At 70.1% G+C, this 23,637-nt stretch carries 21 protein-coding genes; 7 read left to right on the forward strand and 14 right to left on the reverse strand.

The features are described from left to right. Window positions 1-35 precede the first annotated feature (35 nt). The 6 genes from JIN95_RS08435 to JIN95_RS08460 all read right to left on the reverse strand — a co-directional run bounded on the left by JIN95_RS08435 (window position 36) and on the right by JIN95_RS08460 (window position 6,098). Complete coding sequence (locus JIN95_RS08435) at window positions 36-1,265, reverse strand: FAD-dependent monooxygenase (RefSeq protein ID WP_095637630.1); 1,230 nt, start codon at window positions 1,263-1,265, stop codon at window positions 36-38. 57 nt (window positions 1,266-1,322) lie between these two features. After that, on the reverse strand, window positions 1,323-2,774 hold the full coding sequence (locus JIN95_RS08440; protein ID WP_200531089.1) for an SLC13 family permease: 1,452 nt from the start codon (window positions 2,772-2,774) through the stop codon (window positions 1,323-1,325). Window positions 2,775-2,852: 78 nt separating this feature from the next. Then, complete coding sequence (locus JIN95_RS08445) at window positions 2,853-3,245, reverse strand: thioesterase family protein (protein ID WP_095637628.1); 393 nt, start codon at window positions 3,243-3,245, stop codon at window positions 2,853-2,855. Then, a complete protein-coding gene (locus JIN95_RS08450) occupies window positions 3,242-4,018 on the reverse strand; it encodes an acetate--CoA ligase family protein (RefSeq protein WP_200531090.1) in 777 nt (258 codons plus the stop codon). Before JIN95_RS08450 ends, JIN95_RS08445 begins: the two co-directional genes overlap by 4 nt. Continuing rightward, the gene (locus tag JIN95_RS08455) at window positions 4,011-5,390 is read right to left on the reverse strand and encodes a CoA-binding protein (protein ID WP_095637626.1); all 1,380 of its coding nucleotides are present in this window, start codon (window positions 5,388-5,390) and stop codon (window positions 4,011-4,013) included. The genes JIN95_RS08450 and JIN95_RS08455 overlap by 8 nt, the downstream gene beginning before the upstream one ends. Before the next feature lie 72 nt (window positions 5,391-5,462). Continuing rightward, on the reverse strand, window positions 5,463-6,098 hold the full coding sequence (locus tag JIN95_RS08460; protein ID WP_200531091.1) for an MBL fold metallo-hydrolase: 636 nt from the start codon (window positions 6,096-6,098) through the stop codon (window positions 5,463-5,465). Window positions 6,099-6,303: 205 nt separating this feature from the next. On the opposite strand from JIN95_RS08460, the gene JIN95_RS08465 reads away from it, so the two are divergent. From JIN95_RS08465 to JIN95_RS08485, 5 genes are all read left to right on the forward strand, one after another. Next, on the forward strand, window positions 6,304-6,483 hold the full coding sequence (locus JIN95_RS08465; protein WP_095637625.1) for a hypothetical protein: 180 nt from the start codon (window positions 6,304-6,306) through the stop codon (window positions 6,481-6,483). A gap of 64 nt (window positions 6,484-6,547) precedes the next feature. Beyond that, complete coding sequence (locus JIN95_RS08470) at window positions 6,548-7,633, forward strand: cupin domain-containing protein (protein WP_095637624.1); 1,086 nt, start codon at window positions 6,548-6,550, stop codon at window positions 7,631-7,633. A 53-nt stretch (window positions 7,634-7,686) separates the two neighbouring features. After that, the gene (locus JIN95_RS08475) at window positions 7,687-8,742 is read left to right on the forward strand and encodes a hypothetical protein (protein ID WP_200531092.1); all 1,056 of its coding nucleotides are present in this window, start codon (window positions 7,687-7,689) and stop codon (window positions 8,740-8,742) included. A 23-nt stretch (window positions 8,743-8,765) separates the two neighbouring features. Next, the gene (locus JIN95_RS08480) at window positions 8,766-9,485 is read left to right on the forward strand and encodes an ABC transporter ATP-binding protein (protein WP_234699180.1); all 720 of its coding nucleotides are present in this window, start codon (window positions 8,766-8,768) and stop codon (window positions 9,483-9,485) included. Between the two features lie 2 nt (window positions 9,486-9,487). Beyond that, the gene (locus tag JIN95_RS08485) at window positions 9,488-10,186 is read left to right on the forward strand and encodes an ABC transporter ATP-binding protein (protein WP_200532129.1); all 699 of its coding nucleotides are present in this window, start codon (window positions 9,488-9,490) and stop codon (window positions 10,184-10,186) included. A gap of 23 nt (window positions 10,187-10,209) precedes the next feature. On the opposite strand, the gene JIN95_RS08490 is transcribed toward JIN95_RS08485, so the two are convergent. From JIN95_RS08490 to JIN95_RS08510, 5 genes are all read right to left on the reverse strand, one after another. Further along, window positions 10,210-10,665, reverse strand: coding sequence for a pyridoxamine 5'-phosphate oxidase family protein (locus JIN95_RS08490; protein WP_095637620.1), 456 nt, complete (start codon window positions 10,663-10,665; stop codon window positions 10,210-10,212). An 88-nt stretch (window positions 10,666-10,753) separates the two neighbouring features. Continuing rightward, window positions 10,754-11,992, reverse strand: coding sequence for an ABC transporter substrate-binding protein (locus JIN95_RS08495; RefSeq protein ID WP_095637619.1), 1,239 nt, complete (start codon window positions 11,990-11,992; stop codon window positions 10,754-10,756). Between the two features lie 115 nt (window positions 11,993-12,107). After that, window positions 12,108-13,130: a branched-chain amino acid ABC transporter permease gene (locus tag JIN95_RS08500; RefSeq protein WP_095637618.1), complete on the reverse strand. Its 1,023-nt coding sequence runs from the start codon at window positions 13,128-13,130 to the stop codon at window positions 12,108-12,110. 4 nt (window positions 13,131-13,134) lie between these two features. Next, entirely contained in the window at window positions 13,135-13,995 is an 861-nt protein-coding gene (locus JIN95_RS08505; RefSeq protein ID WP_198951561.1) for a branched-chain amino acid ABC transporter permease, read from the reverse strand. A 70-nt stretch (window positions 13,996-14,065) separates the two neighbouring features. Further along, window positions 14,066-15,598 (reverse strand): AMP-binding protein, encoded by a 1,533-nt coding sequence (locus JIN95_RS08510; protein ID WP_095637617.1) that lies wholly within the window; start codon window positions 15,596-15,598, stop codon window positions 14,066-14,068. Between the two features lie 192 nt (window positions 15,599-15,790). On the opposite strand from JIN95_RS08510, the gene JIN95_RS08515 reads away from it, so the two are divergent. Together JIN95_RS08515 and JIN95_RS08520 are read left to right on the forward strand one after the other, a co-directional pair. Next, window positions 15,791-16,663, forward strand: a complete 873-nt coding sequence (locus JIN95_RS08515; protein WP_200531093.1) for a fumarylacetoacetate hydrolase family protein — start codon at window positions 15,791-15,793, stop codon at window positions 16,661-16,663. Between the two features lie 1,139 nt (window positions 16,664-17,802). Continuing rightward, the gene (locus JIN95_RS08520; RefSeq protein ID WP_095637615.1) at window positions 17,803-18,987 is read left to right on the forward strand and encodes a M50 family metallopeptidase; all 1,185 of its coding nucleotides are present in this window, start codon (window positions 17,803-17,805) and stop codon (window positions 18,985-18,987) included. An 807-nt stretch (window positions 18,988-19,794) separates the two neighbouring features. On the opposite strand, the gene JIN95_RS08525 is transcribed toward JIN95_RS08520, so the two are convergent. The 3 genes from JIN95_RS08525 to tmcA form a co-directional block, all read right to left on the reverse strand. After that, the gene (locus JIN95_RS08525; RefSeq protein WP_200531094.1) at window positions 19,795-19,998 is read right to left on the reverse strand and encodes a hypothetical protein; all 204 of its coding nucleotides are present in this window, start codon (window positions 19,996-19,998) and stop codon (window positions 19,795-19,797) included. A gap of 103 nt (window positions 19,999-20,101) precedes the next feature. Then, window positions 20,102-21,112 carry an ATP-dependent sacrificial sulfur transferase LarE gene (gene larE, locus JIN95_RS08530; RefSeq protein ID WP_200531095.1) on the reverse strand — a complete coding sequence of 337 codons (1,011 nt, stop codon included), beginning with the start codon at window positions 21,110-21,112 and terminating at the stop codon, window positions 20,102-20,104. 122 nt (window positions 21,113-21,234) lie between these two features. After that, window positions 21,235-23,601: a tRNA(Met) cytidine acetyltransferase TmcA gene (gene tmcA / locus JIN95_RS08535; protein ID WP_200531096.1), complete on the reverse strand. Its 2,367-nt coding sequence runs from the start codon at window positions 23,599-23,601 to the stop codon at window positions 21,235-21,237. Between the last annotated feature and the right edge of the window lie 36 nt (window positions 23,602-23,637).

Below are 23,637 nucleotides of genomic sequence, written 5' to 3' on the forward strand. Positions count from 1 at the left end.
GTTCCCATTCGCGGGGGTGGGGTGCCCCCGTCGGTTCAGTAGTTCCCGGTCGAGACGATCGGCGGCGTCCCGTGGGGGCCGTACGGCGCGTCGTCGAGGTACTCGCCGGCGACCTCGAACTGGTCGGCCAGCGACGCGGCGACCTCCTTCCGGAGGACGGGGACCGGGTGGTCCCCCTGGAGGTACTCGAGCGCCTGTCCGGCCGCCTCGAGGTTGTACTGCGCCGCCTTCTCGCGGCGGGCGGCGTACAGCTCGACCTCGTCGCGAGCCACCGCTTCCGTCCGCGCGTCGACCGCGACGCTGATCGCGGAGGCCGCCTCGTCGGCGTCGGCGATCCCGGAGTTCATCCCGCGGGCGCCGAACGGCGCCAGCAGGTGCGCGGCCTCGCCCGCGAGCAGCACGCGCCGGTTGTCGTCGACGAAGGTGTCCGCCATCACCTGGAGGAACTTGTAGCTGGACACCCAGGTGACGTTGTCGGCGTAGCGCTCGCCCATCACCGAGGAGACGAACTCGCGCATCCGCTCGTCCGAGGAGAGCTCCTCCGGGTCGTCGTCGGGGAGACACTGGATGTCGAGCCGCCACCCGCCGGTGAAGGGAACGAGCATCACGTTGCGGCCGTCGGCCGCGGGGTCGTCGTAGTGGAAGAGCCGCTCGCAGGGGTACGGGTCCTCCTCGACCTCCTCGACGTCGGCGATGATGAAGGAGTTCTCCGACTGGGACCCCTCAAACTCGGCGCCGATCTCCTTGCGGACCGTCGAGCCGCCGCCGTCGGCGCCGACGAGGTACTCGCCCTCCCACTCGCGCCCGTCGGCGGTCTCGACGTGGACGCCGTCCGCGGTCGTCTCCACGCTCTCGACCTCGGCCTCCCAGTGGATCTCGACGCCGGCCTCGTCGAGGGCCTCGTGCATGTACTCCTCGGTCCACTCCTGGGGAATGCTCGTGAAGTGCGGGATCTCGCCGTCGCCGCCCGGCGAGTCGTAGGTCCGGCGGAACACCTGCTTGCCGCGCCAGCGCGTGTGGCGGGTGGGCCAGACGACGCCGTCGTCGACGAGCCGTTTCCCGAGCCCGGGGTGGACCCGCTCGAGCGTCCGAAGGGTCGACCCGTGGACGTAGATCGCGCGGCTGCCGGACCGGTCTCGGTCCGCCGACTCCGCCTCCAGAATGGTCGCGTCGACGCCGCGGGCGTGTAACGCCAGCGCCGTCGTCATCCCCACGGGACCGGCCCCGGCGATAAGCACCGGTTCGTCCGTACTGGTGTCGCTCATACAGGTACGTATGTCTTCACGTACCACGACAAAAGCGTTTGGGGTCGTTCCCGCGAGTCAGTACAGCGCCGCCATCCACCCCAGGTGGATCGGCAGCAGCACCGCGATCGTCGCGAGGGTGCAGGCCGCCGTGGTCCGGATCAGTTCGCTCGTCTCGACGTCCCCCTCGGCGAGGATGGCGATGAGCACCGCCGACTGGTAGGGGAAGAAGTAGTTGCTCAGCCCCAGCGCCTCGATCATCAACACCGGGGTCAGCGGCAGCCCGGCCGACTCCGCGTAGGTGATCACGACGGGCGTCAGGACGCTGGCGACGGCGAGCCCCTCCATCGCGAACGCGAGGAGCACCGTCGTCGCGAACACGAGCGCGAGCGCGACGACGAGCGGCGCGTCCGCGGGGACCGTCCCGAGGAGCGTCGTCGCCGCGCGCTCGGAGAGCCCGGTCGCCGCGAGCCCGTCGCCGATCGCGAGCACGGCGGCGACGAAGAACAGGATCGAGACGTCGAGTTCCTCGCCGACCTCCTCGAACCGCGCGACCCCGACGCCCGGGGCGAACGCGAGCGCGACGACGGCGATCGCGCCGACGACCGGGTCGAGCCCGTGGAGGAAGTCGGTGAGCCAGACGGCGACGCCGACGCTCAGGAACGCGAGCATCCGGGCGGGGGACCGGCCCGTCGGTGCGTCCGAGGCCGCGGGACCGATCCCCGCCTCGCCGGTCGCGTCGCCGGCGACGCGCTCCGCCGACCCGTCGTCGAGGGAGCGGTCGACCGCGCTCCCCGCCGGCGGGCGGAACATCGCGTACACGACGGCGACGACGACGAACACCCGCGTCAGCCCCATCACCGGGTACATGTGGACGAGCCACTCGGTCCAGGCGATCGGGTGCCCGGCGACGGACTCGCCGAGCCCCGAGATGATGATATTCGGCAGGTCGGCGGTCAACACGCCCGAGGACCCGTAGAACGTCGCGAACAGGGGGCCGAGGTAGACGCCGACCCGGGCCTGACGCGAGTCGAACCGCCCCCCGATCTCCGAGAGGATCGGCGCGAGCAGCAGCACCCGGACGAGCGACGAGGGGATGAGCAGCGCGAGCGCGTGCGCGGCGAGCGACAGCGCCACGAGGAACCGGCGGTAGACGACCCGGGCGTCGACCGACCCGTCGCTCGGAAGCGCGCGGCGCGTCAGCACGCGGCCCGCCGCGTCGGCGAGGCCGCTCCGCCGGGTGGCGATCCCCATGAGCAGCCCGAAGCCGATGAGCCACGTCGCAGACGAGCGGAACCCCGTGAGCGCGGCGGCGGGCGACAGCGCCGCGGCGATGGCGCCGATCGCGAGGATCCCCGTGTACGCGGGCGCGACCGGCGTGAGCACCCAGAGGACGATGCTCCCCGCGGCGATCCCGGCGATCGCGCCGCCGTCGCCGCCGATCGACGCGACTGTCGCCGCGCCGGCGAGGAGCGCGAGCGGGAACGCGACGCGCGGGGCCTTCGCCGCCGAGACGACGGTCCGGGCCATGAGCGTGTCAGGCGTCGCTCCGCGCGGGAGCGGGTCCCCGCTCGGCGCTCCGTTCGGTCCGTCCCGGCTCCGACGCCGTCATTCCGTCAGGGCCTCCCGAAGCGGGTCCGGGACCGGCGTCGGCCGCCCGTCCTCCACGTCGACGCAGACCCGCCGCTCGGTGCCGGAGAAGCGGAGCTCGCCGTCGACGGTCCCCGCGTACTCGAACGTGACGCTCGTCGTCCCGACCTCGGTCTCCAGCTCGAAGTCGACGACGTCGCCGCTCTCCACCGGGCGCTCGAAGTCGACGTCCATGGACCCGACCGGCAGTCCCACGCCGAAGCTGGTCTGGATCGCCCAGAACGGGTGCCCGATCGACTCCATGTACATGTCGGCGGTCTCCTGGAACGCGTCGACGATCCGCGGGTAGTGCGCGATGCCGAACGGGTCGCTGTCGGAGAACCGCACGGTCCACTCGCGGGTGTACGTCATCGGTCGGCACCCCCGGCGTCGCCGGCCTCGGCGTCGCCCGCTCCGTCCGCCTCCGAGAGCACCACCAGCCCGTCGAGCGCGGTCGCCCCGTCAGAGGCGGCGAGCACCGGGTTCAGGTCGATCTCGGCGATCTCCGGCGACGCGTCGAGCAGGTCGCCCACCGTCCGGACCACGTCCACGAGCGCGTCGAGGTCCGCCGGCGCCCGGCCGCGGTAGCCGGAGAGCAGGGGCGCCGCGGTGAGCGACGTCACCGCCTCGCGGGCCTCGCGCTCCGTGACCGGCGCGATCCGGTGCGCGACGTCCCCGTACACCTCGGTGAACGTCCCGCCGAGCCCGACGAGCGTCACGGGGCCGAACGAGGGGTCGTTGGTCCCGCCGACGATCACCTCGGTGCCGGCGTCGACGTCGACCGCCGACTCGACCAGCACCGACGCCGCGATCCCGCGGTCGGCCGCCGCCTCGTCGATCCGGGCGGCCGCGCGCCGGACCGCCTCGGGGCCGTCGAGGCCGACCGCGACGCCCGCGCCGTCGCCCCACTCGCTCTTGTGGGTGACCGCCGGCGACGAGACCTTCGCGACGACCGGGTAGCCGATCCGCTCGGCCGCGTCGACGGCGGCGTCGGGGTCCGCGGCGAGCTCGAACTCGGGTGTCGCCACCCCGACCGCCGACAGCAGCCCTTTGGCCTCCGCTTCGGTGAGGGTCGTTCGGCCCTCCGCGCGGGCGGACGCCGCGGCCTCGTCGACCGCGTCCGCGAGCGGCGACGGGTCACTCACGGGCGACCACCTCCGCGTCGGCCGCGTCGCGGGCGCGGAGCGCCCCGTACCGGGCGAGCACGCCGGCGAGGTCCGCCGCCCGCTCGGGGGTCCGGAGAACCGGAACGCCGAGGGATTCCAGGGCGGCGGCGTCGTCGGCCACGTCGGCGTCGGGGCCGTCGGTCGCGAACAGCACCGGCTTGTCGACCGCCTCGACTAACGCCTCCATCCGGTCGACCGGGAGGCCGATCGACGCCTCGTACAGCTCGTACACGAGGACCACGTCGACCGCGTCGTCGCGCGCGACGGTCGCCACCACGTCGCCGAACGCCGGCATCGGTCGGCCCGTGTCGACGGGGTTGTCCGCGTAGGTGATCCCCGGGAGCAGCTCTTCGAGCGTCGCCTCCGTCTCGTCGCTCAGGCTCGGGAGCCGACCGCCGGCCCGCTGGATCCGGTCGGCGACGATGATCCCGGGACCCGCCTGCGCCGTGACGACGCCGACGTTCGGCCCGTCGGGGACGGGACCGCCGGCGAGGGCGGTCGCCCCGTCGAGCAGCTCCGTCGTCGACGAGACCGTCGGGACGCCGTACTGCTCGAACCCGGCGACGTACAGGTCGTGGTCGCCGGTGAGCGCGCCGGTGTGCGACTCCGCGAAGTCGCCGACGTCGGACTCGCCGACCTTGTACGCGAGCACGGGCGTCTCCGCGGCGCGGCAGGCCTCGAGCAGCTCGCGGCCGCGGTCGGTCCCCTCCACGTGGAGGACGATCGCCTCGGTGTCGGCGTGCGCGTCGAAGTACCGGATCGCCTCGGGGAAGCCGACCGCGACCCGGTTCCCGAGCCCGACCATCGCGGAGAGCCCGCGCCCCTCCCGCAGCGCCTGGAAGGCGAGCGCGTGGGCGACCCCCCCGCTCTGCGCGATCACGGCGACGTCGCCCGCGCCGAGCTCGTCGATGCCGCTCGCGAACGAGCCGAGCAGCCCGTCGCCCGGGATCACGAACCCGCTGGTGTTGGGCCCGAGGACGGCCACGTCGTGTTCGGCCGCCGTCTCGGCGATCCGCTCCTGCCGGCGCTCGCCCTCGGCCCCGGACTCCGCGAACCCCCCGGCGTAGATCACGACCGCCGAGACGCCGGCGGCGGCGCACTCCGCGACCACGTCCGGGACGGCCCCCGCGGGCACGGCGAGGATCGCCAGATCGACCGGATCGTCGATCGCCGCGATCGACTCGACGAACGGTTCCCCGAACAGCTCCCCGTCGGCGGACGGGTTCACCGGGTACACCCGTCCGTCGAAGCGACTGAGGTTCGCCATCACCTCGTGGCCGATCTTCTCGGGCGACGACGACGCGCCGACCACCGCGATCGACCGCGGGTGAAACAGTGTTCCTACGTCCATGGGCCCATTACAGATACCGGTTGGATATCAGTTTCGGCGTCGTCAACGACTCGGGGCCTCCCGCGGGGGCCGTCAGTCGGGCCGCCCCGCGAACCGGACGAACCGCTCCAGCTTCCGGCTCGCGTCCGCGGTGACGCTCTCGCCGTGGAAGACGAGCCCCAGGTCGAATTCGTAGTCGAGCAGCCGTCCGAGGCTCTCGTCCGCGCGGTTCAGGTCCGCGGAGTAGTACCCGGCGGGGAGCACGAAATACCCCCCGGGGAGTCCCCGGGCGTCCGCGCCGAAGACCGCGTCGCCGAGCACCGCGAGGTCTCCCGCCTCGTCGACGAGCGCGTAGGCGTCCTCGGTGTGGCCCGGGACGTGGACCGCCTCGAAGCGGCCGACCGCGTCCCCGTCTCCGAACCGGTGGTCGGGCTCGACGCCGAGGTCGGCCTCGCACTCCGCGGGCACCCACGACTCGAGGTCCAGGGCCTCGACGAGCCCCGCCAGCCCGCCGACGTGGTCGCCGTCGCCGTGCGTGATCACTACCCGTTCGGGAGCGATACCCAGCTCGTCGACGGCGTCGACGACCGCTCCGACCGTGTCCGCGAACCCCGCGTCGACGATCGTCGGCACCTCGCCGTCGAGGACGAACACCCGGTAGCGGCCGCCGTTCGCCTCGCGGACCGTCACGTCGTACACGCCCGACCGCAGTTCGGTGATCTGCGTCATCGTCGGTCCCTCGGGGCGCCTGCGTGTTCAACGTTACCGTGCCGGACGCATCGGTATCGCGGTCACCGTGCCGGACGCGGTGGTACCGCGGCGGACGCGGCGGTACCGCGGCGGACTCGGCGCCGGCGCGGCGGAGATAGCGGAGCGGCGGCGGAATCGCCGACGCCGGCGACATCTTTTTGCGAGCCAAACCGCAACTGGAGGTATGGCTGAGTTCGAGAACCCGTACGCGGCCGAGGACCCGTTCGTCGAAGCGCACTTCGACTGCCTGGAGTGCGGCGGCAAGCTCTGGGAGTACGCGATCCAGGGGAGCATGGTGTGTGAGGACTGCCGGAGCACGTTCCGGTCGACGGACGTGTTCGACGCGCAGGCGACCGGCGCGTAGCGGCGTTCCAGCCCCTCTCGGCGACAAAACACTTATGATTGGGCTGTGGTAACAATAGTACGACATGGCCCAGCAGGATCCCGAGGAGCTGTTAGAGCTCAGCTCCGAGACCCGAACGATACTGGAAGAACAGCGACTCCGCCCGCTGTGGGAGGTCGAGGACGACTTCGGGAACGTCTTCGACGACCTCGAGGCCGACATCTGGAAGTGGGACGAGATCCAGTCGGCGATCGACCACATCGAGGAAGACGTGCCGATCGCCGACCTCCCGCCGGGGTTCCAGCGCCGGGTGGCCGTCCCGATCAACGCCTCGATCGGGAACGCGATCTCGAACACGATCTACGTCGGGATCCAGACGGTCTCGCCCGGCGAGACCGCGCCCTCGCACCGACACGGCGCGAACGCGCTCCGCTTCACGATCGACGGCGCCGAGGAGATGAAGACGGTCGTGGCGGGCGAGGAGTTCCCGATGAAGGACAACGACCTGATCACCACCCCGCAGTGGGAGTGGCACGACCACGTCAACGACTCCGACGAGACCGCCGCGTGGCTCGACGTCCTCGACCTCCCCTTGGTGCTCGACTCGCTCAACGCCTCGAACGTCTTCGAGAACCACGAGCTCGAGCGCCAGCCGGTGACGAAGACGCAGGGGTACTGGGACTCCCAGTACGGTCGCGGTCGGCCGACCGGCGAGCGGCCCGGCGGCGACATCCCGGGACCGTTCGAGGGGATCCGCGAGCCGACGCCGCCGTACCGGTTCGGGTGGGACGAGATGCTCGAGTCGCTCCGCCAGCGCGCCGACAACGACGACCCCGACCCGCACGACGGGTACAGCCTCTCGTACGTGAACCCCGCCACCGGGAACGACCCCCTGTTCCCGACCATGTCGTTCCGCGCGCAGCTGCTCAACGAGGGGCCGACCGACCCGCACTTCCACAACGCGACCGAGGTGTTCTTCGTCATCGACGGCGAGGGGGCGACCCACGTCGACGGTGAGGCGCTCGAGTGGGGCAAGTGGGACATCTTCGTCGTGCCGCCGGACGCCACCCACCACCACGAGCCCGACGACGAGGCCACGCTCCTCGGGATGAGCGACCGGCCGGTGTACGAGGCGTTCAACTTCTACGCCGAGGCCGAACCGTCGTCGTAACGCGGTTCGCCCCGGTCGAGCGCTTGAAGTGCCGAGGGGTCCAACGTCGACCGATGAGTGACCCTCGGCCGACCGACTCGGCTGCAGACTCCCCGGAGGGCCCCGGGCGCCCGGAGGCGTCCGGGCCCGCAGAGGCGTCCGACCCCTCGGAGACGCCGGGGCACCGAGACCGGGCGGTCGCGCTCGCTCGGCTCGTCCGGCCGGCGTTCCTCGGTCCCGCGGTCGCGACCGCGGCCGTCGGCGGGCTGCTGGCGCCGGCGCCCGCTGGTCCCGTCCTGGTCGGGCACGCGCTCGCGGTCGGGCTCGCGGTGTACGCCGCGCACCTCCGCGACGCCCTCGTCGACCGGTTCCGCCGCGGCGAGGAGCCGCCCGGCGGAACGACGCCACGGCTGCTCCGCCGGGCGTTCGTCGCGGCGTCGCTGGCGTTCTGGGCCGTCGTCGCAGGGCTCTGGTGGACGGTCGGACCGGTGGCCGCCCTCGCGGTCGGCCCGCTCTGGGCGCTCGCGGCGCTCCACGCGCCGCACCTCGACGTGACTCCCGTCGGCTCCGCGACCGACTACGCGGTCGGCGTCGCCCTGGCCCTCGTCGGGGGGTACGCCCTTCAGACGGGGGCGCTCGCCCCGGACGTGCTCGCGGTCGCCGCGGCGCTGGGGCTCGCGCTGGTCGCCGTCACGGTCTCCGTCGACGCCCTCGACGCCGCGTTCGACCGGCAGATCGGCAAGCAGACGGTCCCGGTCGCGCTCGGGGCCGCCGCGGCCGATCGGCTCGCCGCGGCGCTGTTCCTCGCGGCCGGGGCGACCGTCGCCGTCGCCGTCGCCGCGGGCGCGCTCCCCGGGGGGCGCTGGCCGCGGCGGCCGTCTGTCCCGCGAGCGCGGCGGCCGTCTTCGCGCGCCCCCGTCGGCGCTCCGTGCTCGCGCAGATGGCGTCGCTGTACCCGCTCGCCGCGCTGCTCGTCGCGCCCGTCTGTCTGGCGGGGGACGCGGCCTGCGGGGGGATCCTCCGCCTGCTCGTCTGATCCGTCGGGACGGATCGTCGAACCGTGGCGTCAGGCCGGGCCACGCGAGACCGCTCGCCTCCCGGCATGTTGTGTCGTACCAAATATTTTATAACCCGCGCTCCGTTGGGTGCGGATATGTTACAGGCAGAGGGCGTGACAAAGTCGTTCGGCGGGCTCGTCGCCGTCAACGACGTGAGCTTCAGCGTCGACGACGAGGAGATCGTCGGGCTGATCGGTCCGAACGGCGCGGGCAAGACGACGCTTTTCAACACGATCACGGGCGTCCACCCGCCGAACCAGGGGACGATCACGCTCGACGGCACGGAGCTGACCGGGAGAAAGCCCTTCGAGATCGCCCAACAGGGCGTCGTCCGCACGTTCCAGACGGCGCGGACGTTCAACGAGTCGACCGTCCTCGAGAACGTCACCGTCGGCGCGGTCTTCGGCGACGGACAGGACCCGGACGCGGCCGAGGAGACCGCCCGGGAGTGCCTCTCGTTCGTCGGGTTGGAAGACCAGGCGAACGCGGAGGTGTCGGGGCTCAACCTCGCCGACCGGAAGCTGCTGGAGCTGGCCCGCGGGCTCGCGACCGACCCGAACTTCATGCTGGTCGACGAGATCGGGAGCGGGCTCACCCCCGCGGAGCTGCAGACGCTCACCGACACGCTCGAGCGGACCTGCCACGACCGCGGGATCTCCGTCTTCTGGATCGAACACATCATGGACGCGATCATGGGCGCGACCGACCGGATCATCGTCCTCGATCAGGGCCAGAAGATCGCCGACGGGCCGCCGGAGGAGGTCCGGAACGACGAGCGCGTCACGGAGGCGTACCTCGGGGGTGGCGACGAATGACGATGCTCGAGGTCGAGGACCTGAACGTCGGCTACGGCGACCTCCAGGTGCTGTGGGACGTCTCGATGACGATCGAGGCGGACGACGACGTCGTCGCGCTGGTCGGGCCGAACGGAACGGGGAAAACGACGCTGATGAAGACGCTCTCCGGGATCGTCGAGCCGACGAGCGGACGGATCGAGCTGCTCGGCGAGGACGTCTCGGCGTACGACGCCGACGAGATCGTCTCGCTCGGGTTCGTGCAGGTCTCGGAGGGGCGGAACCTCTTCGGCGACATGTCCGTCTACGAGAACCTCCGGATGGGGGCGTACCAGCACCGCGACGAGTTCGAGGACACCCTCGAAGAGGTGTACGAGATGTTCCCGGTGTTGTCGGAGCGACGCGATCAGGACGCCGGGACGCTCAGCGGCGGCGAACAGCAGATGCTCGCCATCGGCCGCGGGCTGATGGCGCAGCCGAAGCTGCTCGCGCTCGACGAGCCCTCCGGGGCGCTGGCGCCGCAGCTCGCGGAGCGCGTCTTCGAGAAGATCGAGGAGATAAGCGACGACGTGACCGTCCTCCTCGTCGAACAGCACGTCGACCGCGCGCTCGACCTGGCCGACAGCGCGTACCTCCTCGAGAACGGTCGCATCACGCAGGCCGGAACCGGGCAAGAAATGCTCGAGAGCGACCACGTCCGCGACGCGTACCTGAGCGGGTAACCCCTGTTCCGCCCGCGGGGGCGCTAGTCGTACTCCTCTCCCTTCCGTCCCGTCGCGCTCTCGATCCGGAGCTCGACCCGTCGTGATCCCGTGATGGGCTCTGACGGTGGGAAGATCGTCGGGAACCACGCGTTGTCGTCCATCGTCTCTTCCATGTGTTCGACGTCCGCCTCGGCCACGTCCGACAGCGGTCCCGAGGCGATCACGCTGCGCCAGTCGAACTTGGTGGTCGTCTCGTAGGCCGTGAGCGTCGCCGTCTCCGTCTCCTCGACGAGCGACAGCTTCCGGCTCTCCTCGCCGAACCGGAGCAGCGTCAGGAACACGCGCTCGCCGTCGTAGCCGAACGAGACGGGCACGCCGTACGCGTCGCCGTCGCCGGCGAGCGAGAGGGTCCCGTGACCCAGCTCCTCGAGGGTTCGATCCACCTGTTCGTCGGTCATCTCCACGCCCTTGACCGTGGACACGTCGGGATCTGTCATCGTCGGATCACGGCGGAGATACGGCCACCCGGATAATAATTCTCCCGCCGAACGCGGTGGGGACGCGGCAGACGGAGCGCCCGCGCCGTCAGTAGTCCTCGGGGTCGACCGCGTCCAGGCTCTCCGTCCGGAACTCCTCGACGAGGTCGAAGTCCCCGTCCGGGTAGTAGTCGGGGGCCTCGAGCTCGAAGCCGCTCCAGATGAGCTCGTACTGGTCGAGCTCTCCCCACTCGGTGTACTGGATCGGGTTCGCGTAGATCGTGTCGAACTCGATGTCGCGCATCGCGTCGCTGAGCGCCTGCCGACTGACCTCGTCGGCCTGCCTGAGCCCCTCCGCGATGAGGTGGCCGGTCACGTACCCGACCGCCTGCGTGGGACCGAAGTACTCGCCGGTCTCCTCGTAGAACTCCTCGGCGATGGACTGGTACTCCTCGGAGTAGACGTCGGGCAGGTGACCGAAGAGGAACCCCTCGGCGACGTCGTCGCCGATCGCGCCGTAGTTCGATTCGGGCGGCGACACCGCCGCGGTGAACACCTCCGGCTCGAGGTCGACCTCGAGCATCTGCCGATACATGTCGTTCAGCCCGGGCGGGTGGCCGGAGCCGACGAGGATCTCGAGGTCGTCGGGCATGTCGCGGAGGTACGGCACGAAGTCGCTCTCGCCCGCGGGCGCCATCGACATCGTGAGATCGAGGCTCTCGGGGAACTCCCGCTCGATGGCGGTCTCGGCGGCGATCCCCCACGCGTAGTCGCCGTTGATCGCGCCCACCGTGTCGAACCCCCGGTCGTCGATGATCCCGGCGACGCCCCGGATGAACGCCGGCGCCGGCGGCAGCGCGGTGCGGAACGTGTACCGCGAGTCGCGGCTGAGGATGTCGATGTCGCCGGCGGCGTGTAAGAACAGCGGCACCTCGAGGTCCTCGGCGGTCTGTGCGGCCGTGACCCCGACGTCGCTCGACACCGGACCGACGGCCGCGACGGCGTCCTCCGACTCGACCTCGCTCGTCAGGATGGACGACGCCTCGCCCGGATCGGACTCGGTGTCGATCGCGTTGTGCTCGAGCTCGCGCCCCTCGACCCCGCCGTCGGCGTTGACCTCCTCGAACGCGTACTCGATGCCGCTCGTGTGAGTGTCACCGTACAGGGCGAACGGCCCGGAGTAGGGCTGCAGCCCGGCGACGACGATCGGTTCGTCGTCGCTGCCGTCGCCGCCGTCCCCGCCGCTGTCGCCGACGAGACACCCGGCGAGCGCCGCCACGCCGGTCCCGGCGCCGGTCGCCTTCAGAAACTGTCGCCTGTTCGATGATCTCGTGATATCGTTTGTCATGCGGCTTCGAAACGTGTATGCGTTCTTCCCCATCTTTAATGTTTTTATGCTACTGACCTCGGCCGCGGCGAGTCGGTGCCGAACGGCGCGTCATCGCGAAAAGCGGATCGCGCGGTCAGTCCGCGACGAGCGATCTGATCCGGGCTTTGAGCCCCAGCCGCTCGTTCAACACGTCGTCGAGGTAGGGGACGATCCCGCTCCGGAAGTAGAGGAACAGCACGATGAGCAGGAACCCGAACACGACGGTCCGCCACTGTCCGGTCGCCTGGAGCTCCTCGTTGACGTAGATGATGACCGCCGCGCCGACGATCGGCCCGAGCATCGTCCGGATCCCGCCGACGATGAGGATGATCAGCACGAGCACGTCGATGACGTTGAACTCGAACATCCCCGGGAGCACGAGCGACTCGAGCTGCGCGTACATCGGTCCGGTGAGCCCGATGACGAACGCGCTCACGAACCCGGCGAGGGTCTTGTACCGGACCACGTCGACGCCGATCGCCTCGGCCGCGATCTCGTCCTGCCGGATCGCGTCGAAGGCCATCCCGTACTTCGAGTTCCGGATGTAGTGGTACAGCGCCAACACGCCGGTGAGCAGCGCGAGCACGACGTAGTACAGCACCATGTGCTCGTGGACGCCGAGGGCGTTCTGCACGGACTCGAGCCCGAGTCCGGAGAACCGGAACCCGGTGCTTCCCCCGGTAATGTCGCGCGCGCCGACGAATATCTCGATGATCGCCAGCTGTAACGAGAGCGTGAGGATCGCGATCAGGATGACGGTGAACCGACGGCGGGCGGCCACGTAACAGACAAGCGCGCCGAGCACGCCGGCCAGCGTCGCCCCGAAGAGGAGCGTCACCCACGGCGACACGCCGAGCGCGTCCGCGGTGAGCGCCGTCGCGTACGCGCCGATCCCGGTGAGCGCGCCCACGAACAGGAACAGCTGGTCGGTGTGGCCGAAGACGATGTTCAGCGCCAGCGCCAGCGTGGCGAACACCAAGGTGAGGATGAACAGCCGCGAGATGTACGTGTAGCTCGGGTCGAAAAACAGGAGCGGCAGCGCCGCGAGCACCGCGACGACGACCGGTATTCGGAGGCGATCCCACGTCAGGCCGGAGCGTGTGGTTTCGGTTGACATTGGTTCACTTGATCTGTTCGGGGCGGGCGATCAACACGGCGATGGCGACGCCGAAGAGGACGATCTCGGAGATGTACGCGCCGACGAACGCGCTCGTGAACGTGACGACGATCCCGAGGAGCAGCCCGGCGACGGCGGCGCCGAGGACGCTCGTCACGCCGCCCACGATCGAGACGATGATCGCGTAGATCGTGAGCTCGAACGCGGTGGCCACCGAGACCTCGAAGGTGAAGCTGTACAGGATACCGGCGAGCCCGGCGACGGCGGTGCTCAACAGGAACACGTACGTCCGCATGCGCCGCGGGCTGATCCCACAGAGGATCGCTCCCGTCTCGTCCTGCAGGACGGTCCGCATGGCCCCGCCGAGGTACGTCCGGCTGAAGAAGTAGTACAACGCGGCGAACACCGCGGCCGCGATCGCGATCACCGCGATCGACGAGCCGCGTATCTGCACGCCGGCCAGCGAGACGGACGCGATCCCGCTGCTCAGCGAGTAGCTCGAGGGGTAGGTGATAAACAGGATTCCGTCGAGGAACGTCGCGAGCCCGAGCGTGGTGAAGATCCCGAGCAGGATCCGCTCGTCGCCCTCCGAGCGGTACACGAGCGAGAGCAGCGAGCGGTCGACGGCCAGCCCGAGGAGCGAGACCGCGAGGACGGCGAGCGGGATCGCGGCGAAGAGGGTCCCCGTGAGACCGAACAGCTCCATCGCGAGGATGATCGCGATCACGGAGAACACGCCGAGCGCGAGGTTCAACACGCCGCCGAGTCCGAACACGACGGTGATGCCGACCCCGAGGAGCGCGAACACCATCCCGCGGGATATCCCGTCGATCAACAGTTCAATCAGTCGTATTCCGGTATCCATTTTGTGGTAACCCTATTTTGTAACGGTTTAATGATTATGATGGTCTCAGTACACGTGCGTCCGACCCGCTTCAGAAGAACTCCGAGTGGACCTCTTCTCTCCGGATCTTCCCGGTGCTGGTCCGCGGCAGGGAGTCGGCGCCGATCACGTACTCGCGGGGGCGCTTGAAGTCGGCGAGGTCGTCGCTGTCGCGCAGGAACTCGTCGAGCGTCTCCTCGTCGGTGTCTCCCCGGACGACCGCGGCGATCCGGCTCCCCCACGTCTCGTCGTCGAGGCCGACGACGGCGACCTCCTCGACGTCCGGGTGGCGCGCGATCACCTCCTCGACCTCCTGTGGGTAGACGTTCTCGCCGCCGCTGATGATCATGTTGTCGACCCGATCGACGATGTAGAGGTACCCGTCCTCGTCGATCCGCGCGACGTCGCCCGTCCGTAACCACCCGTCCGCGAACAGCTCCTCGGTGCGCTCCGGGCGGTCGAGGTAGCCGTCACACATCCCGGGGGAGCGCCCGATCACCTCGCCGGTCTCGCCGGCGTCGACCTCCGCGGTCGGGTCGAACTCGTCGGGCGAGGGCGGCGTCTCGACGACGCGGAGCTCCCACGTGAACGACTCCTTGCCGATGGTTCCGGGCTTCTCCGTCTGGATCTCGGGGTCGGCGAACGCGAGGTTCGGTCCCCCCTCGGTCAGCCCGTAGGTGTTGTAGATCCCGTCCGTGAGGTGTTCGCCGGCGGCCGTCGCGAGGTCCTCCGTCACCACCGATCCGCCGGTCCGGATGTACGAGAGCGCCGAGAGGTCGTACTCGCCCGCCTCGGCGGCGTCGACGAGCCCGTGGAGCTGCGTCGGGACGGCGAGCACCCCCGTGGCGTCGTGCTCGTCGATGAGCGAGAGCGTCTCCGGCGGGTCAAACGCCTCCTGGATGACCAGCGTGGCGCCCGCCTGGAGGTGCGGGAGGATCCACGCGTCCGTCGTCACCATGTGATACCACGGCGTCGTCACGACGGCGACGTCGTGGCGGTCGATCCCGTGTTCCATGACGACCTGCGTGCTCCCGTACCAGAGCTGGTCCTGCTCGAACAACACGCCCTTGGAGGCCGTGGTGGTCCCGCTCGTGTAGAGGATCCCGTGCTCGTTCCCGTGCGGGTCCGGGCGTTCGGGGTCGGTCTCCTCGAGGAGGGCCTCGTAGTCGCGAACGTCGTCGCGGTCGGTGGCCTCGCCGCCGACGCTCACCGCCACCTCGATGTCGGTCCGATCGAGCACCGCGAGCGCCGTCTCGGCGTTCGGCGCGTCGAAGAGCAGCAGGGACGCGTCCGTCGGTTCGAGCATCCCGACGAGCTCCCCCGGACTCGACCGGAACGGGAGCTGGGCGTTGGCGGCGCCGCGCTTCTGGCTCGCGATCATCGCCTCGACCGCCTCAGCGCTCGTGTGGGCGATCGTGGCGATGCGGTCCGAACCGACCAGCGAATCGAGGCCGGCCGCGAGCCGGTCGGTCCGCTCGTCGAGTTCGGCGTACGTGAGCCGCCGCCCGTCCTCGGTCCGAACCGCGTCCCGCTTCGGATGACATCGGACGGACCTGTCGAATGCGTCGATACAGTTCATGACCATCGTGGGTACCACTGACACGTCGACAAATGACATTAACTATTGTGGTATCCGCAGGGGCCTGATCGCCGAGCGCTCCGGGCCCCGGTTCGCCCGTCCCCGACGACGCGATCTCGACCGCCGGGCGTTCCCGCGGGAACCGTCGATACTGGTCGACAGGGGATGTTTTATAACGCTCGCCGAGTAGGCTGGCGTATGCGATTCGTCCAGTACGACGACGGGCGGCTGGGACTGCTCACCGAAGGCGGCGACGGCATCGTCGATCTCACCGACCGGCTCGACCTCGAGAGCGAGGACCCGCTTCGGGAGTACCTCGACCGGGGGCTCGACGCGAGCGAGTACGCCGACGAGCCGGCCGACGTCGCCCGCGACGAGGTCGAGATCGGAGCCCCGGTCCGCCGCCCCGGGAAGGTGATCGCCGCGCCGCTGAACTACGAGAACCACATCGAGGAGGCGATCGCTGACAAGGACATCACCACCGACGAGTGGTTCACCATCGAGGACAAGGGGTACTTCCTGAAGGCCCCGTCCAGCGTCGTCGGCCCCGACCACGGGATCGAGCTCCCCTTCTCCGACCGGCGCTGCGACCACGAGATCGAGCTCGCGTTCGTCATGGGCAAAGACGTCAAGGACGCCTCGGTCGAGGAGGCGTGGGACGCGATCTTCGGGTACACGATCCTCCTCGACATCTCCGTCCGCGGCGACCAGGACCGCTCGAACCGCAAGTCCTACGACACGTTCACGGTCGTCGGACCGAGCGTCGTCACCGCCGACGAGGTCGACGACCCGCAGAACCTCTCGCTCGAGCTCCAGCTCAACGGGGACACCAAGCAGGACGACAACACCGCCGACATGGTGTACACGTGCGGGAACATCGTCCAGTACGCGTCGATCGGCGCCACCCTCGAGGCCGGAGACGTGGTCACGACGGGAACGCCGGAAGGAGTCGGCGCGCTGTCGGACGGCGACACGATCGACGCCACCATCGAGGACGTCGGTTCGATGACCGTCGACGTGACGGAGCGCGACACGGCCTTCTCCGACGTCGACGTGAACAAGGACGGGTAGGCGCCCCGAGCCGGATATTCGCTCACAGAGAACAAAGGTTCCGAAACGCGAAGCCGGCGCTTCCGGACGGGCGCCGAGCGAGACGGCCAGCCGCACAGAGATTACAAACGTAAGATTGTAATTTCATCGGCGGTCCGTCGGTCCTCACCGCGGTTCCGGCGGGACGGGACTCGGACCCGTCGTCGTTGGGCGCTCACGCGGGCGAAGCAGCGTTCGCTATTGGCGCACATGTTTTCGGATAAACGACGGCTCGTCGATCGCAGAGCGTGGGACCGGGCCGGCCGCGTCGGACCGAGCGGGTCCGGTTCGGCCCCGACGCCGCCGCGTCGAGTCGTGGGAATTACTGAGCGGTCGACCACCGGTGCCGGTCAGTGAGCGGTCGACCACCGGGACCCGCGTCGGTTCGCGTCGGACGCGGCCGATTCACCGCAGTCCCGGATCGAATGGCGGCTCCGATCGGATCGAGCTACTCGTGTAACGTTTCCTCTCTGCGAACGAACGTTGAGTCAGGCTCGCTTCGCGTTCCCCCACGATCACACGGTCGAACGGGACCCGAATCCGTTCCGGAGCGCTCGCCGGTTCGTCACCCCCAACCCGGTGTGACCCGGTGCGTTTTCGTCGCCGACGATCGCCGGCGTTCAAGTAGTTCAGAAAACGACTATTTTGATATTAAATAGGATATCTGTTATAATTGGCGCCGATCACTTGAGCCGTGCCTCCTCATAACAGGGTCGCTGTTTCGACGGAACGCCCAAGTCGACTCGGTTTCGTCGATCGAGACGGTACCTACCGATTGTCCCGTTCGAATTTTATGAATTAGAAGTTTATTTCGAAAATTCGTCCGGTTCTGTTTTATATAGCAGTATATTTCAAACAGATCGGTGCGAAAGTGACGGCTTCCCGTTTTCACCGCCCCTCCACCGACCGTCACCCCGAGACAGAGACCGGCTCGGTTCCGGCCGGAGATCTGTTCTGTGAGTCCCGCTGCGGACCTCTGGCCGAACTCATACTCGAAAATAAACAATCTACATATTATTCTGTGAATTTGGTAGGTTAGCGCAGATAGACGCCGGATTCGAGATCGATCGACGGTTGTGATCCCCCCGACGTTTATCCACCCGCCCGTCTAACTCGCGGGTATGCGTGGAATCAAGGTCGGGACCGTATTGGGGATCCCGGTCAGGCTCAACTGGACGTTTCTGATCGTACTGCCGCTTTTCGCCTATCTCATCGGCTCGCAGGTCGGAATGATCGCCGAGGTGATGAACCAGTCGCTCGGCGCCGGCATCGACCCGGCCGCGCTCGCCGGCGGCTTCACGCCCTGGGCGCTCGGCCTGGCCGCCGCGCTCGGGCTGTTCGGCGGCGTCCTCCTCCACGAGTTCGGTCACTCGATCGTCGCCATGCGGTACGGCTACGAGATCGAGTCGATCACCCTGTGGCTGCTCGGCGGGCTCGCGAACTTCGCGGAGTTCCCCGAGGACTGGAAACACGAGTTCTGGATCGCGATCGCGGGCCCGGTCGTCAGCGTCGCGGTCGGGCTCGCCTGTTTCGGCGTGTTCGCGCTCGCGCCGGTCGGCTCGAACGCCGTGCTGTTCCTCTTCGGCTACCTCGCGCTGTTGAACGTCGTGCTCGCCGTGTTCAACATGCTCCCCGCCTTCCCGATGGACGGCGGCCGCGTCCTCCGGGCGCTCCTCGCGCGGAACCAGCCGCACGCGCAGGCGACCCAGCGCGCCGCCTCCGTGGGTAAGGTGTTCGCCTTCATCATGGGGTTAATCGGGGTACTGAACTTCCAACTGCTGCTCATCGTGTTGGCCTTCTTCATCTACATCGCCGCCTCCGGCGAGGCCCAGCAGACGACCCTGAAGGCCGCCTTCGAGGACGTCACCGTCGCCGACGTGATGACCCGCCGCGAGGACCTCCACACGGTCACCGCGGACACCTCGGTCGCCGACCTGATGAGCCGGATGTTCGAGGAGCGGCACACCGGCTACCCCGTGCTCCACGGCGACGACCTCGTCGGCATGGTGACCTTAGAGGACGCCCGATCGGTCCGGGACGTCGAGCGGGACGCCTATCGAGTCGACGACGTGATGGAGACCGATCTGGTCGGCATCGGCCCCGAGGCCGACGCGATGACCGCGCTGCAGACGATGCAGGAGAACGGCGTCGGCCGGCTCCCGGTGGTCGACCGGAGCGGCGAGCTGGTCGGGATCATCTCCCGGACGGACCTGATGACCGCGTTCAACATCATCCAGACGGGCGGCACCCCGAGCATCATCAGCGGGCGCCGACAGGGGGCCGAGGGCGGCCCCGGCCTGTTCTGAGACCGCGGTTACAACCTCGTTACGAGGGATCCCGAGGCCCCGTCGGACGGTTTTTCAGACAGCGTCTCATCCGACGGGGTCGGCCGCCAATCGACTGCTCTTGATCGATGGCGGGAGTGGGTATCGCAAATTGGCTGATCGGTTGTTTATAAGTTGAATTTGGGTGTTGCTGACGAGTGTTTATAAGTGATCGATGTGGCCGCGGTGAATACCTCCAAAGCCCCAGCCGCGAGGACTCGCGCGGCTCGCTGCGCGCTTCAGTCGCTCGCTGCGCTCGCTCTTTCCAGTGCTTGCGTCGCCGTGCTTCGTCCTCGCGGCAGCGAGGCGCTTCGCGCCTCTGGCAGCCGGCGGCTCCGCCGCCGGCGACTGCCCCTTTGAGTCCCACCCTGCACAGCACCGCCGGAAGACGGTCCTGCTCGCTCACTGCTCGCGGCTTCGCCGCTCGCCAGTCGAGGTGCTCGCTTCGCTCGCACCTCGCACCGTTCGCTGCGCGGGCTGCGACTTCCGTGCTCCCGCTCGCTCCCTTCGGTCGCTCGCGGGACCGCAGCCTCACGCCTCCCCAGCCTCGTCGGCCGGCGCTTATAAGCGCCGGCCGACTCCCTCGCGCGTGCTCCTCGGCCGCGAAGCGGCCTCGGAGGCACGCGCCACCACAATCGGTTTATAAGCGATCGTCGCCGTCGCCCACATCCCTTTTAAATATTCTCTCACCACCACTGATCTGCAATACTCACTCCCGCAATCAATCGCCATCGGGGCGGAACGTGCCTCCGGCTGGGGAGTTCAATGGGCCCGCTCAGGAAGGCCGATTCACTCGCCGTCGGCGCTCGCGAAGAACTCCACGTCGCCCGCGATGACGGCGCTCGCGATCACCGCCGCGCCGACGAGCACCGCGACGACGAGCGTCGTCAGAGTCACGCCGAGCGCGTCCCCGCCGACGGCGACGCCGACGAACGCGCCGACGGCTCCGCCCACGCCGCCCGCGATGATCGCGAGCGTCTTCGCCTCGCTCATAGCTGTCGGTTCGGCAACACGGAAGATAAACGTTCGCGTCGGGTTCTCTCGGGTGATAACGGCCCGTCGCGGGCGGCCGGCGTCACGCCCGACCCGCGACGCCTCAGCGGGGGTACTGTCTGCCGAGATCGACGACGGTCCCGTCGCCGCCCGCGTCGTCCGTCCCGTCGCGGCTCTCCGCGTCCTCGCCGCTTCCCGCCCCCTCGTCGCTCTCTGTCCCCTCGTCGCTCGCCGCGTCCTCGCCGTCGTCCCCCTCCCCGCCATCGCCGCCGCCCGGACTCACGCTCCCGGTGCGGTAGCCGGCCATGTCGAGGGTGACGTACTCGAACCCCACGTCGGTGAGGTGCTCGTGGACCGCGTCGGCGAAGGCGGGATCGAGGGCGCGCTCCAGCTCGTCGGGCGCGATCTCGACGCGCGCGAGCCCATCGTGGTCGCGCACCCGAAACCCCTCGAACCCCCACTCGCGGAGCACCCGTTCGGCCTTCTCGACGCGGGTCAGCCGCTCCTCCGTCACCTCCAGTCCGGTCGGGATCCGCGAGGAGAGACACGCCATCGAGGGCTTGTCGGCGACCGAGAGGTCGTACGCCTCGGCGATCTCCCGGACCTCGTCTTTCGTGATCGCCGCGTCCAGAAGCGGCGAGAACACGTCCAGCTCCTCGACCGCGCGGAGGCCGGGACGGTGGCCCTCGCCGGGGTCGTCGGCGTTCGTCCCGTCGCAGACGGTGTCGATGTCGAGCTCCTTTGCCGTCTCGTACATCCGACCGAGCCGCATCGTCCGGCAGTGGTAACAGCGGTCGCCGTCGTTGGCGACGAAGTTCGGGTCGTCGAGCTCGGAGAAGGTGACCGTCTCGTGGGCGATCCCGATCTCGCCGGCGACCCGCTTCGCGTCGTCGAGTTCCGCGGCCGGCAGCGTCTCGCTCCGCGCCGTGCACGCGACCGCGTCGTCGCCGAGCGCGTCGCGCGCGAGCGCCGCGACGACCGAGGAGTCGACCCCGCCGGAGAAGGCGACGAGGACGCCGTCGCGCTCGGCGAGCGCGTCGCGGGCGGCCGCCGCTTTCGCCGCCGTCTCGGGGGCGAGCTCGCTCCCGTCGGCGGCGAGGGTGTGCTGGCTCATGGCCTCGGCTTCGCGGTCGGCGGGAAAAAGCGCGTCGGCCGCGGACGGCCGGGACCGAGTGCGGTCGCCGCGGCCGGTTCGCGGCGCCGGTCGACTCGGTCTGTACCCGCTCGCCGCGCGTCTCACTCGGAGTTTACAAACCGCTCTCGCTCCGCGAGCGCGAACTCGGTCCCGTACCGCTCGACGAGGGGCTCGTAGGCGTCGCCGAGCGCGCGCATGCAGGCCCCGGCCGACACGTACCCCAGCTCGTCGGCGACCGACTCGCTCGGGCGGCCCTGCAGGACCTTCCGGACGAGCAGGCGCTTCTCGCGGTCGTCGAGGGGGTCGCCGTCGCCGTCGTCGCTCTCTCTCCCGCCCTCGATCAGCGCCGCGATGGCGAGGTCGCGGAACGCGCCGGGCGCGCTGTCGTACATCCCCGGACCGAACGACGCGCCCACCACGGAGCGCCACTCGGTCTCTGTCAGGTCCACGGACACCGACGCCGAGCAGGCCCGGAGCGCACCGGCGACCACGTCGGGGTCCGCGTCGCGGTGGGCGTCCGAGAGCCCGTCGCGCTCGCGGTCGCGGAAGGCGGCGGCGTGGCGGTCGAGCAGCGCGCTTCCCGGTCCCCCCTCGCCGGCCGCGGTCACCGGCCGCACCATGATCGCGGAGTACTCCCCGGAGGCGTCGTTGCGGGAGGTCGAGAGGTGGACCGTCCGGTAGCCCGCCCGTCGCCAGAAGCGGAGCAGGCGCGGGGTCGCGCCGTAGCCGACCGAGAAGTAGTCGACCTCGGCGTCGACCCCCTCGCCCTCCCCACCCTCTCCGCCCTCCTCGTCCTCTCCGCCCTCCTTGCCCTCCTCGCCCTCCCCGCCGAACTCCGCGTGCACCTCGTCGAGCAGGCGCGTGCCGAACCCCTCGCCCCTGAGCGCGTGGTGGGTCGCGATCCGGACCGTCCGCAGCCCCCGCGGCGCGGCGGCCTCCTCGTCGCGCAGCTGGCTCGTGAGCACGTCCGGCACCATGTTCCCCCGAATCCGCTCGCCCTCGTACATCCGCCGGCGCGTCTCGGCGTCGAGCCCGCCCTCCCGCGCGAGCAGCGCGACGGCGACGACCCGGCCCTCGGCCGTCAGGGCCCGCGCCGTGAGGTTCGGCGCGTCGAGCAGCCGCGCGAGGTCGTTCGGCTCGGTGCGGTAGTGGGCAGCGACGAGCAGCCCGAACGCCTCCCGGAGCAGGGCCTCGTCCCCGAGCAGGTCGTCGGCCGGAAGCGCGCGGTACGTCGCGTCCCCGACCGCGCTCCCCGCGACCGCCTCGTCGACCGCCGGGCGCGCGTCCAACAGGAGCGCCCGCGACGCCCACGCCTCCACCGGGTCGTTCCGCGCGTACCGGATCGGCTCGTCGAGCCGCACCTCCCGCACCGAAAAGCGGCTCGCGCGCAGGCGTTCCGTGAACCGGATCGCGAACCCGCGGCCTGCGCCCTCGTAGCCGTGGACCGTCGTGCAGAACGCGACCGCCGGCGCGTCGAGGAACCGCTCCAACAGCCGCACCGGGAGCGCGGCCGCCTCGTCGACGATCACCGCGTCCGGGTCGTCGGGGAGCTCGGCCGCCTCGGCGGGAGCGAGGAACCGGACCCGCCCGCCGTCCGGCGCGTCGAGGCGGCGGGGAGCGGTCTCAGAATCGGTCTCCCCTTCGCCGATCAGCTCGCTCGCCCGCGCGAACACCTCCGACGCGTTGCGGAACGCCGGCGCCGTGACGAGCACGTCGGCGCCCGCGAGCGCGAGCGCGCCCGCCGCGATCCCGGCCGCGCTCGACTTCCCGCGCCCGCGGTCCGCCTCGGCGACGACCGCGTGTCCCGGCGTCGCGAGCGACTCGAACGCCCCCACCGCCCGGACCTGATCGCCCGTGAGGCAGGCCTCGTAGGCCGCGGCCGGGAACGCCGCGTTCGGTGGAGCGCTCGGCGGGACGGTCGACTCCGCGGTCGTCTCCTCCCGCGGACCGGTGAGCCCGTCGCGCTCGACCGCGTCGCCCGCCGGCCCGTCTTCCCCGAGCGAGACGACCGCGATCCCCGGATGCGACCGGAGCGTCCCGACGAAGCGCTCGCGGAACCGCCCCGTCACGTCGTCGACCCCGTACGGCGGGACCGCGAGCGAGTCGTCGAACCGGTCGCGGACCGCGGGCCACTCGTCGAGGTCCGGGGTCAGGAGGACGAGGAGGCCGCCGCCGTCGACGGCACCCACGCAGCGGCCGAGCGCGTTCGGGACGAACCGCTCGTGGCAGTCGAGGACGACGACCTCGCGGGTGCGGCCCAGCAGCTCGTCGGCGTTCCGCGGGCGATGCTCCTCGAACCGGAACCCCTCTCGCGTGGAGACGATCGCGGTCGAAGTGGGATCGACCGCCTCGATCGCGTCGTAGGCCGCGTCGAACCCGCGGTCGCGGTCGCCGGCGAGCACGAGGACGCGCCGCTCGTTCGCCGCCTCGGCCTCCCGCTTCGCGTCCCGCGCCAGCGCCGCGATCATCGTTGGTCGTGGTTGCCGGAGCGCCCGGATGTGTCT

The sequence above is a fragment of the Halorubrum sp. LN27 genome (assembly GCF_016635065.1).
GTDB lineage: Archaea > Halobacteriota > Halobacteria > Halobacteriales > Haloferacaceae > Halorubrum > Halorubrum salipaludis.

What these genes read in the sequence shown, in the direction of transcription:
- JIN95_RS08485 (WP_200532129.1), top strand. Translation starts at nt 9,488, where the DNA reads ATGCTCGAGGTCGAGGACCTGAACGTCGGCTACGGCGACCTCCAGGTG.
- JIN95_RS08475 (WP_200531092.1), top strand. Translation starts at nt 7,687, where the DNA reads ATGAGTGACCCTCGGCCGACCGACTCGGCTGCAGACTCCCCGGAGGGC.
- JIN95_RS08480 (WP_234699180.1), top strand. Translation starts at nt 8,766, where the DNA reads ATGTTACAGGCAGAGGGCGTGACAAAGTCGTTCGGCGGGCTCGTCGCC.
- JIN95_RS08445 (WP_095637628.1), bottom strand. Translation starts at nt 3,245, where the DNA reads ATGACGTACACCCGCGAGTGGACCGTGCGGTTCTCCGACAGCGACCCG.
- JIN95_RS08505 (WP_198951561.1), bottom strand. Translation starts at nt 13,995, where the DNA reads ATGGATACCGGAATACGACTGATTGAACTGTTGATCGACGGGATATCC.
- JIN95_RS08465 (WP_095637625.1), top strand. Translation starts at nt 6,304, where the DNA reads ATGGCTGAGTTCGAGAACCCGTACGCGGCCGAGGACCCGTTCGTCGAA.
- larE (WP_200531095.1), bottom strand. Translation starts at nt 21,112, where the DNA reads ATGAGCCAGCACACCCTCGCCGCCGACGGGAGCGAGCTCGCCCCCGAG.
- JIN95_RS08500 (WP_095637618.1), bottom strand. Translation starts at nt 13,130, where the DNA reads ATGTCAACCGAAACCACACGCTCCGGCCTGACGTGGGATCGCCTCCGA.
- JIN95_RS08490 (WP_095637620.1), bottom strand. Translation starts at nt 10,665, where the DNA reads ATGACAGATCCCGACGTGTCCACGGTCAAGGGCGTGGAGATGACCGAC.
- tmcA (WP_200531096.1), bottom strand. Translation starts at nt 23,601, where the DNA reads ATGATCGCGGCGCTGGCGCGGGACGCGAAGCGGGAGGCCGAGGCGGCG.
- JIN95_RS08515 (WP_200531093.1), top strand. Translation starts at nt 15,791, where the DNA reads ATGCGATTCGTCCAGTACGACGACGGGCGGCTGGGACTGCTCACCGAA.
- JIN95_RS08520 (WP_095637615.1), top strand. Translation starts at nt 17,803, where the DNA reads ATGCGTGGAATCAAGGTCGGGACCGTATTGGGGATCCCGGTCAGGCTC.
- JIN95_RS08510 (WP_095637617.1), bottom strand. Translation starts at nt 15,598, where the DNA reads ATGGTCATGAACTGTATCGACGCATTCGACAGGTCCGTCCGATGTCAT.
- JIN95_RS08435 (WP_095637630.1), bottom strand. Translation starts at nt 1,265, where the DNA reads ATGAGCGACACCAGTACGGACGAACCGGTGCTTATCGCCGGGGCCGGT.
- JIN95_RS08455 (WP_095637626.1), bottom strand. Translation starts at nt 5,390, where the DNA reads ATGGACGTAGGAACACTGTTTCACCCGCGGTCGATCGCGGTGGTCGGC.
- JIN95_RS08525 (WP_200531094.1), bottom strand. Translation starts at nt 19,998, where the DNA reads ATGAGCGAGGCGAAGACGCTCGCGATCATCGCGGGCGGCGTGGGCGGA.
- JIN95_RS08470 (WP_095637624.1), top strand. Translation starts at nt 6,548, where the DNA reads ATGGCCCAGCAGGATCCCGAGGAGCTGTTAGAGCTCAGCTCCGAGACC.
- JIN95_RS08460 (WP_200531091.1), bottom strand. Translation starts at nt 6,098, where the DNA reads ATGACGCAGATCACCGAACTGCGGTCGGGCGTGTACGACGTGACGGTC.
- JIN95_RS08495 (WP_095637619.1), bottom strand. Translation starts at nt 11,992, where the DNA reads ATGACAAACGATATCACGAGATCATCGAACAGGCGACAGTTTCTGAAG.
- JIN95_RS08440 (WP_200531089.1), bottom strand. Translation starts at nt 2,774, where the DNA reads ATGGCCCGGACCGTCGTCTCGGCGGCGAAGGCCCCGCGCGTCGCGTTC.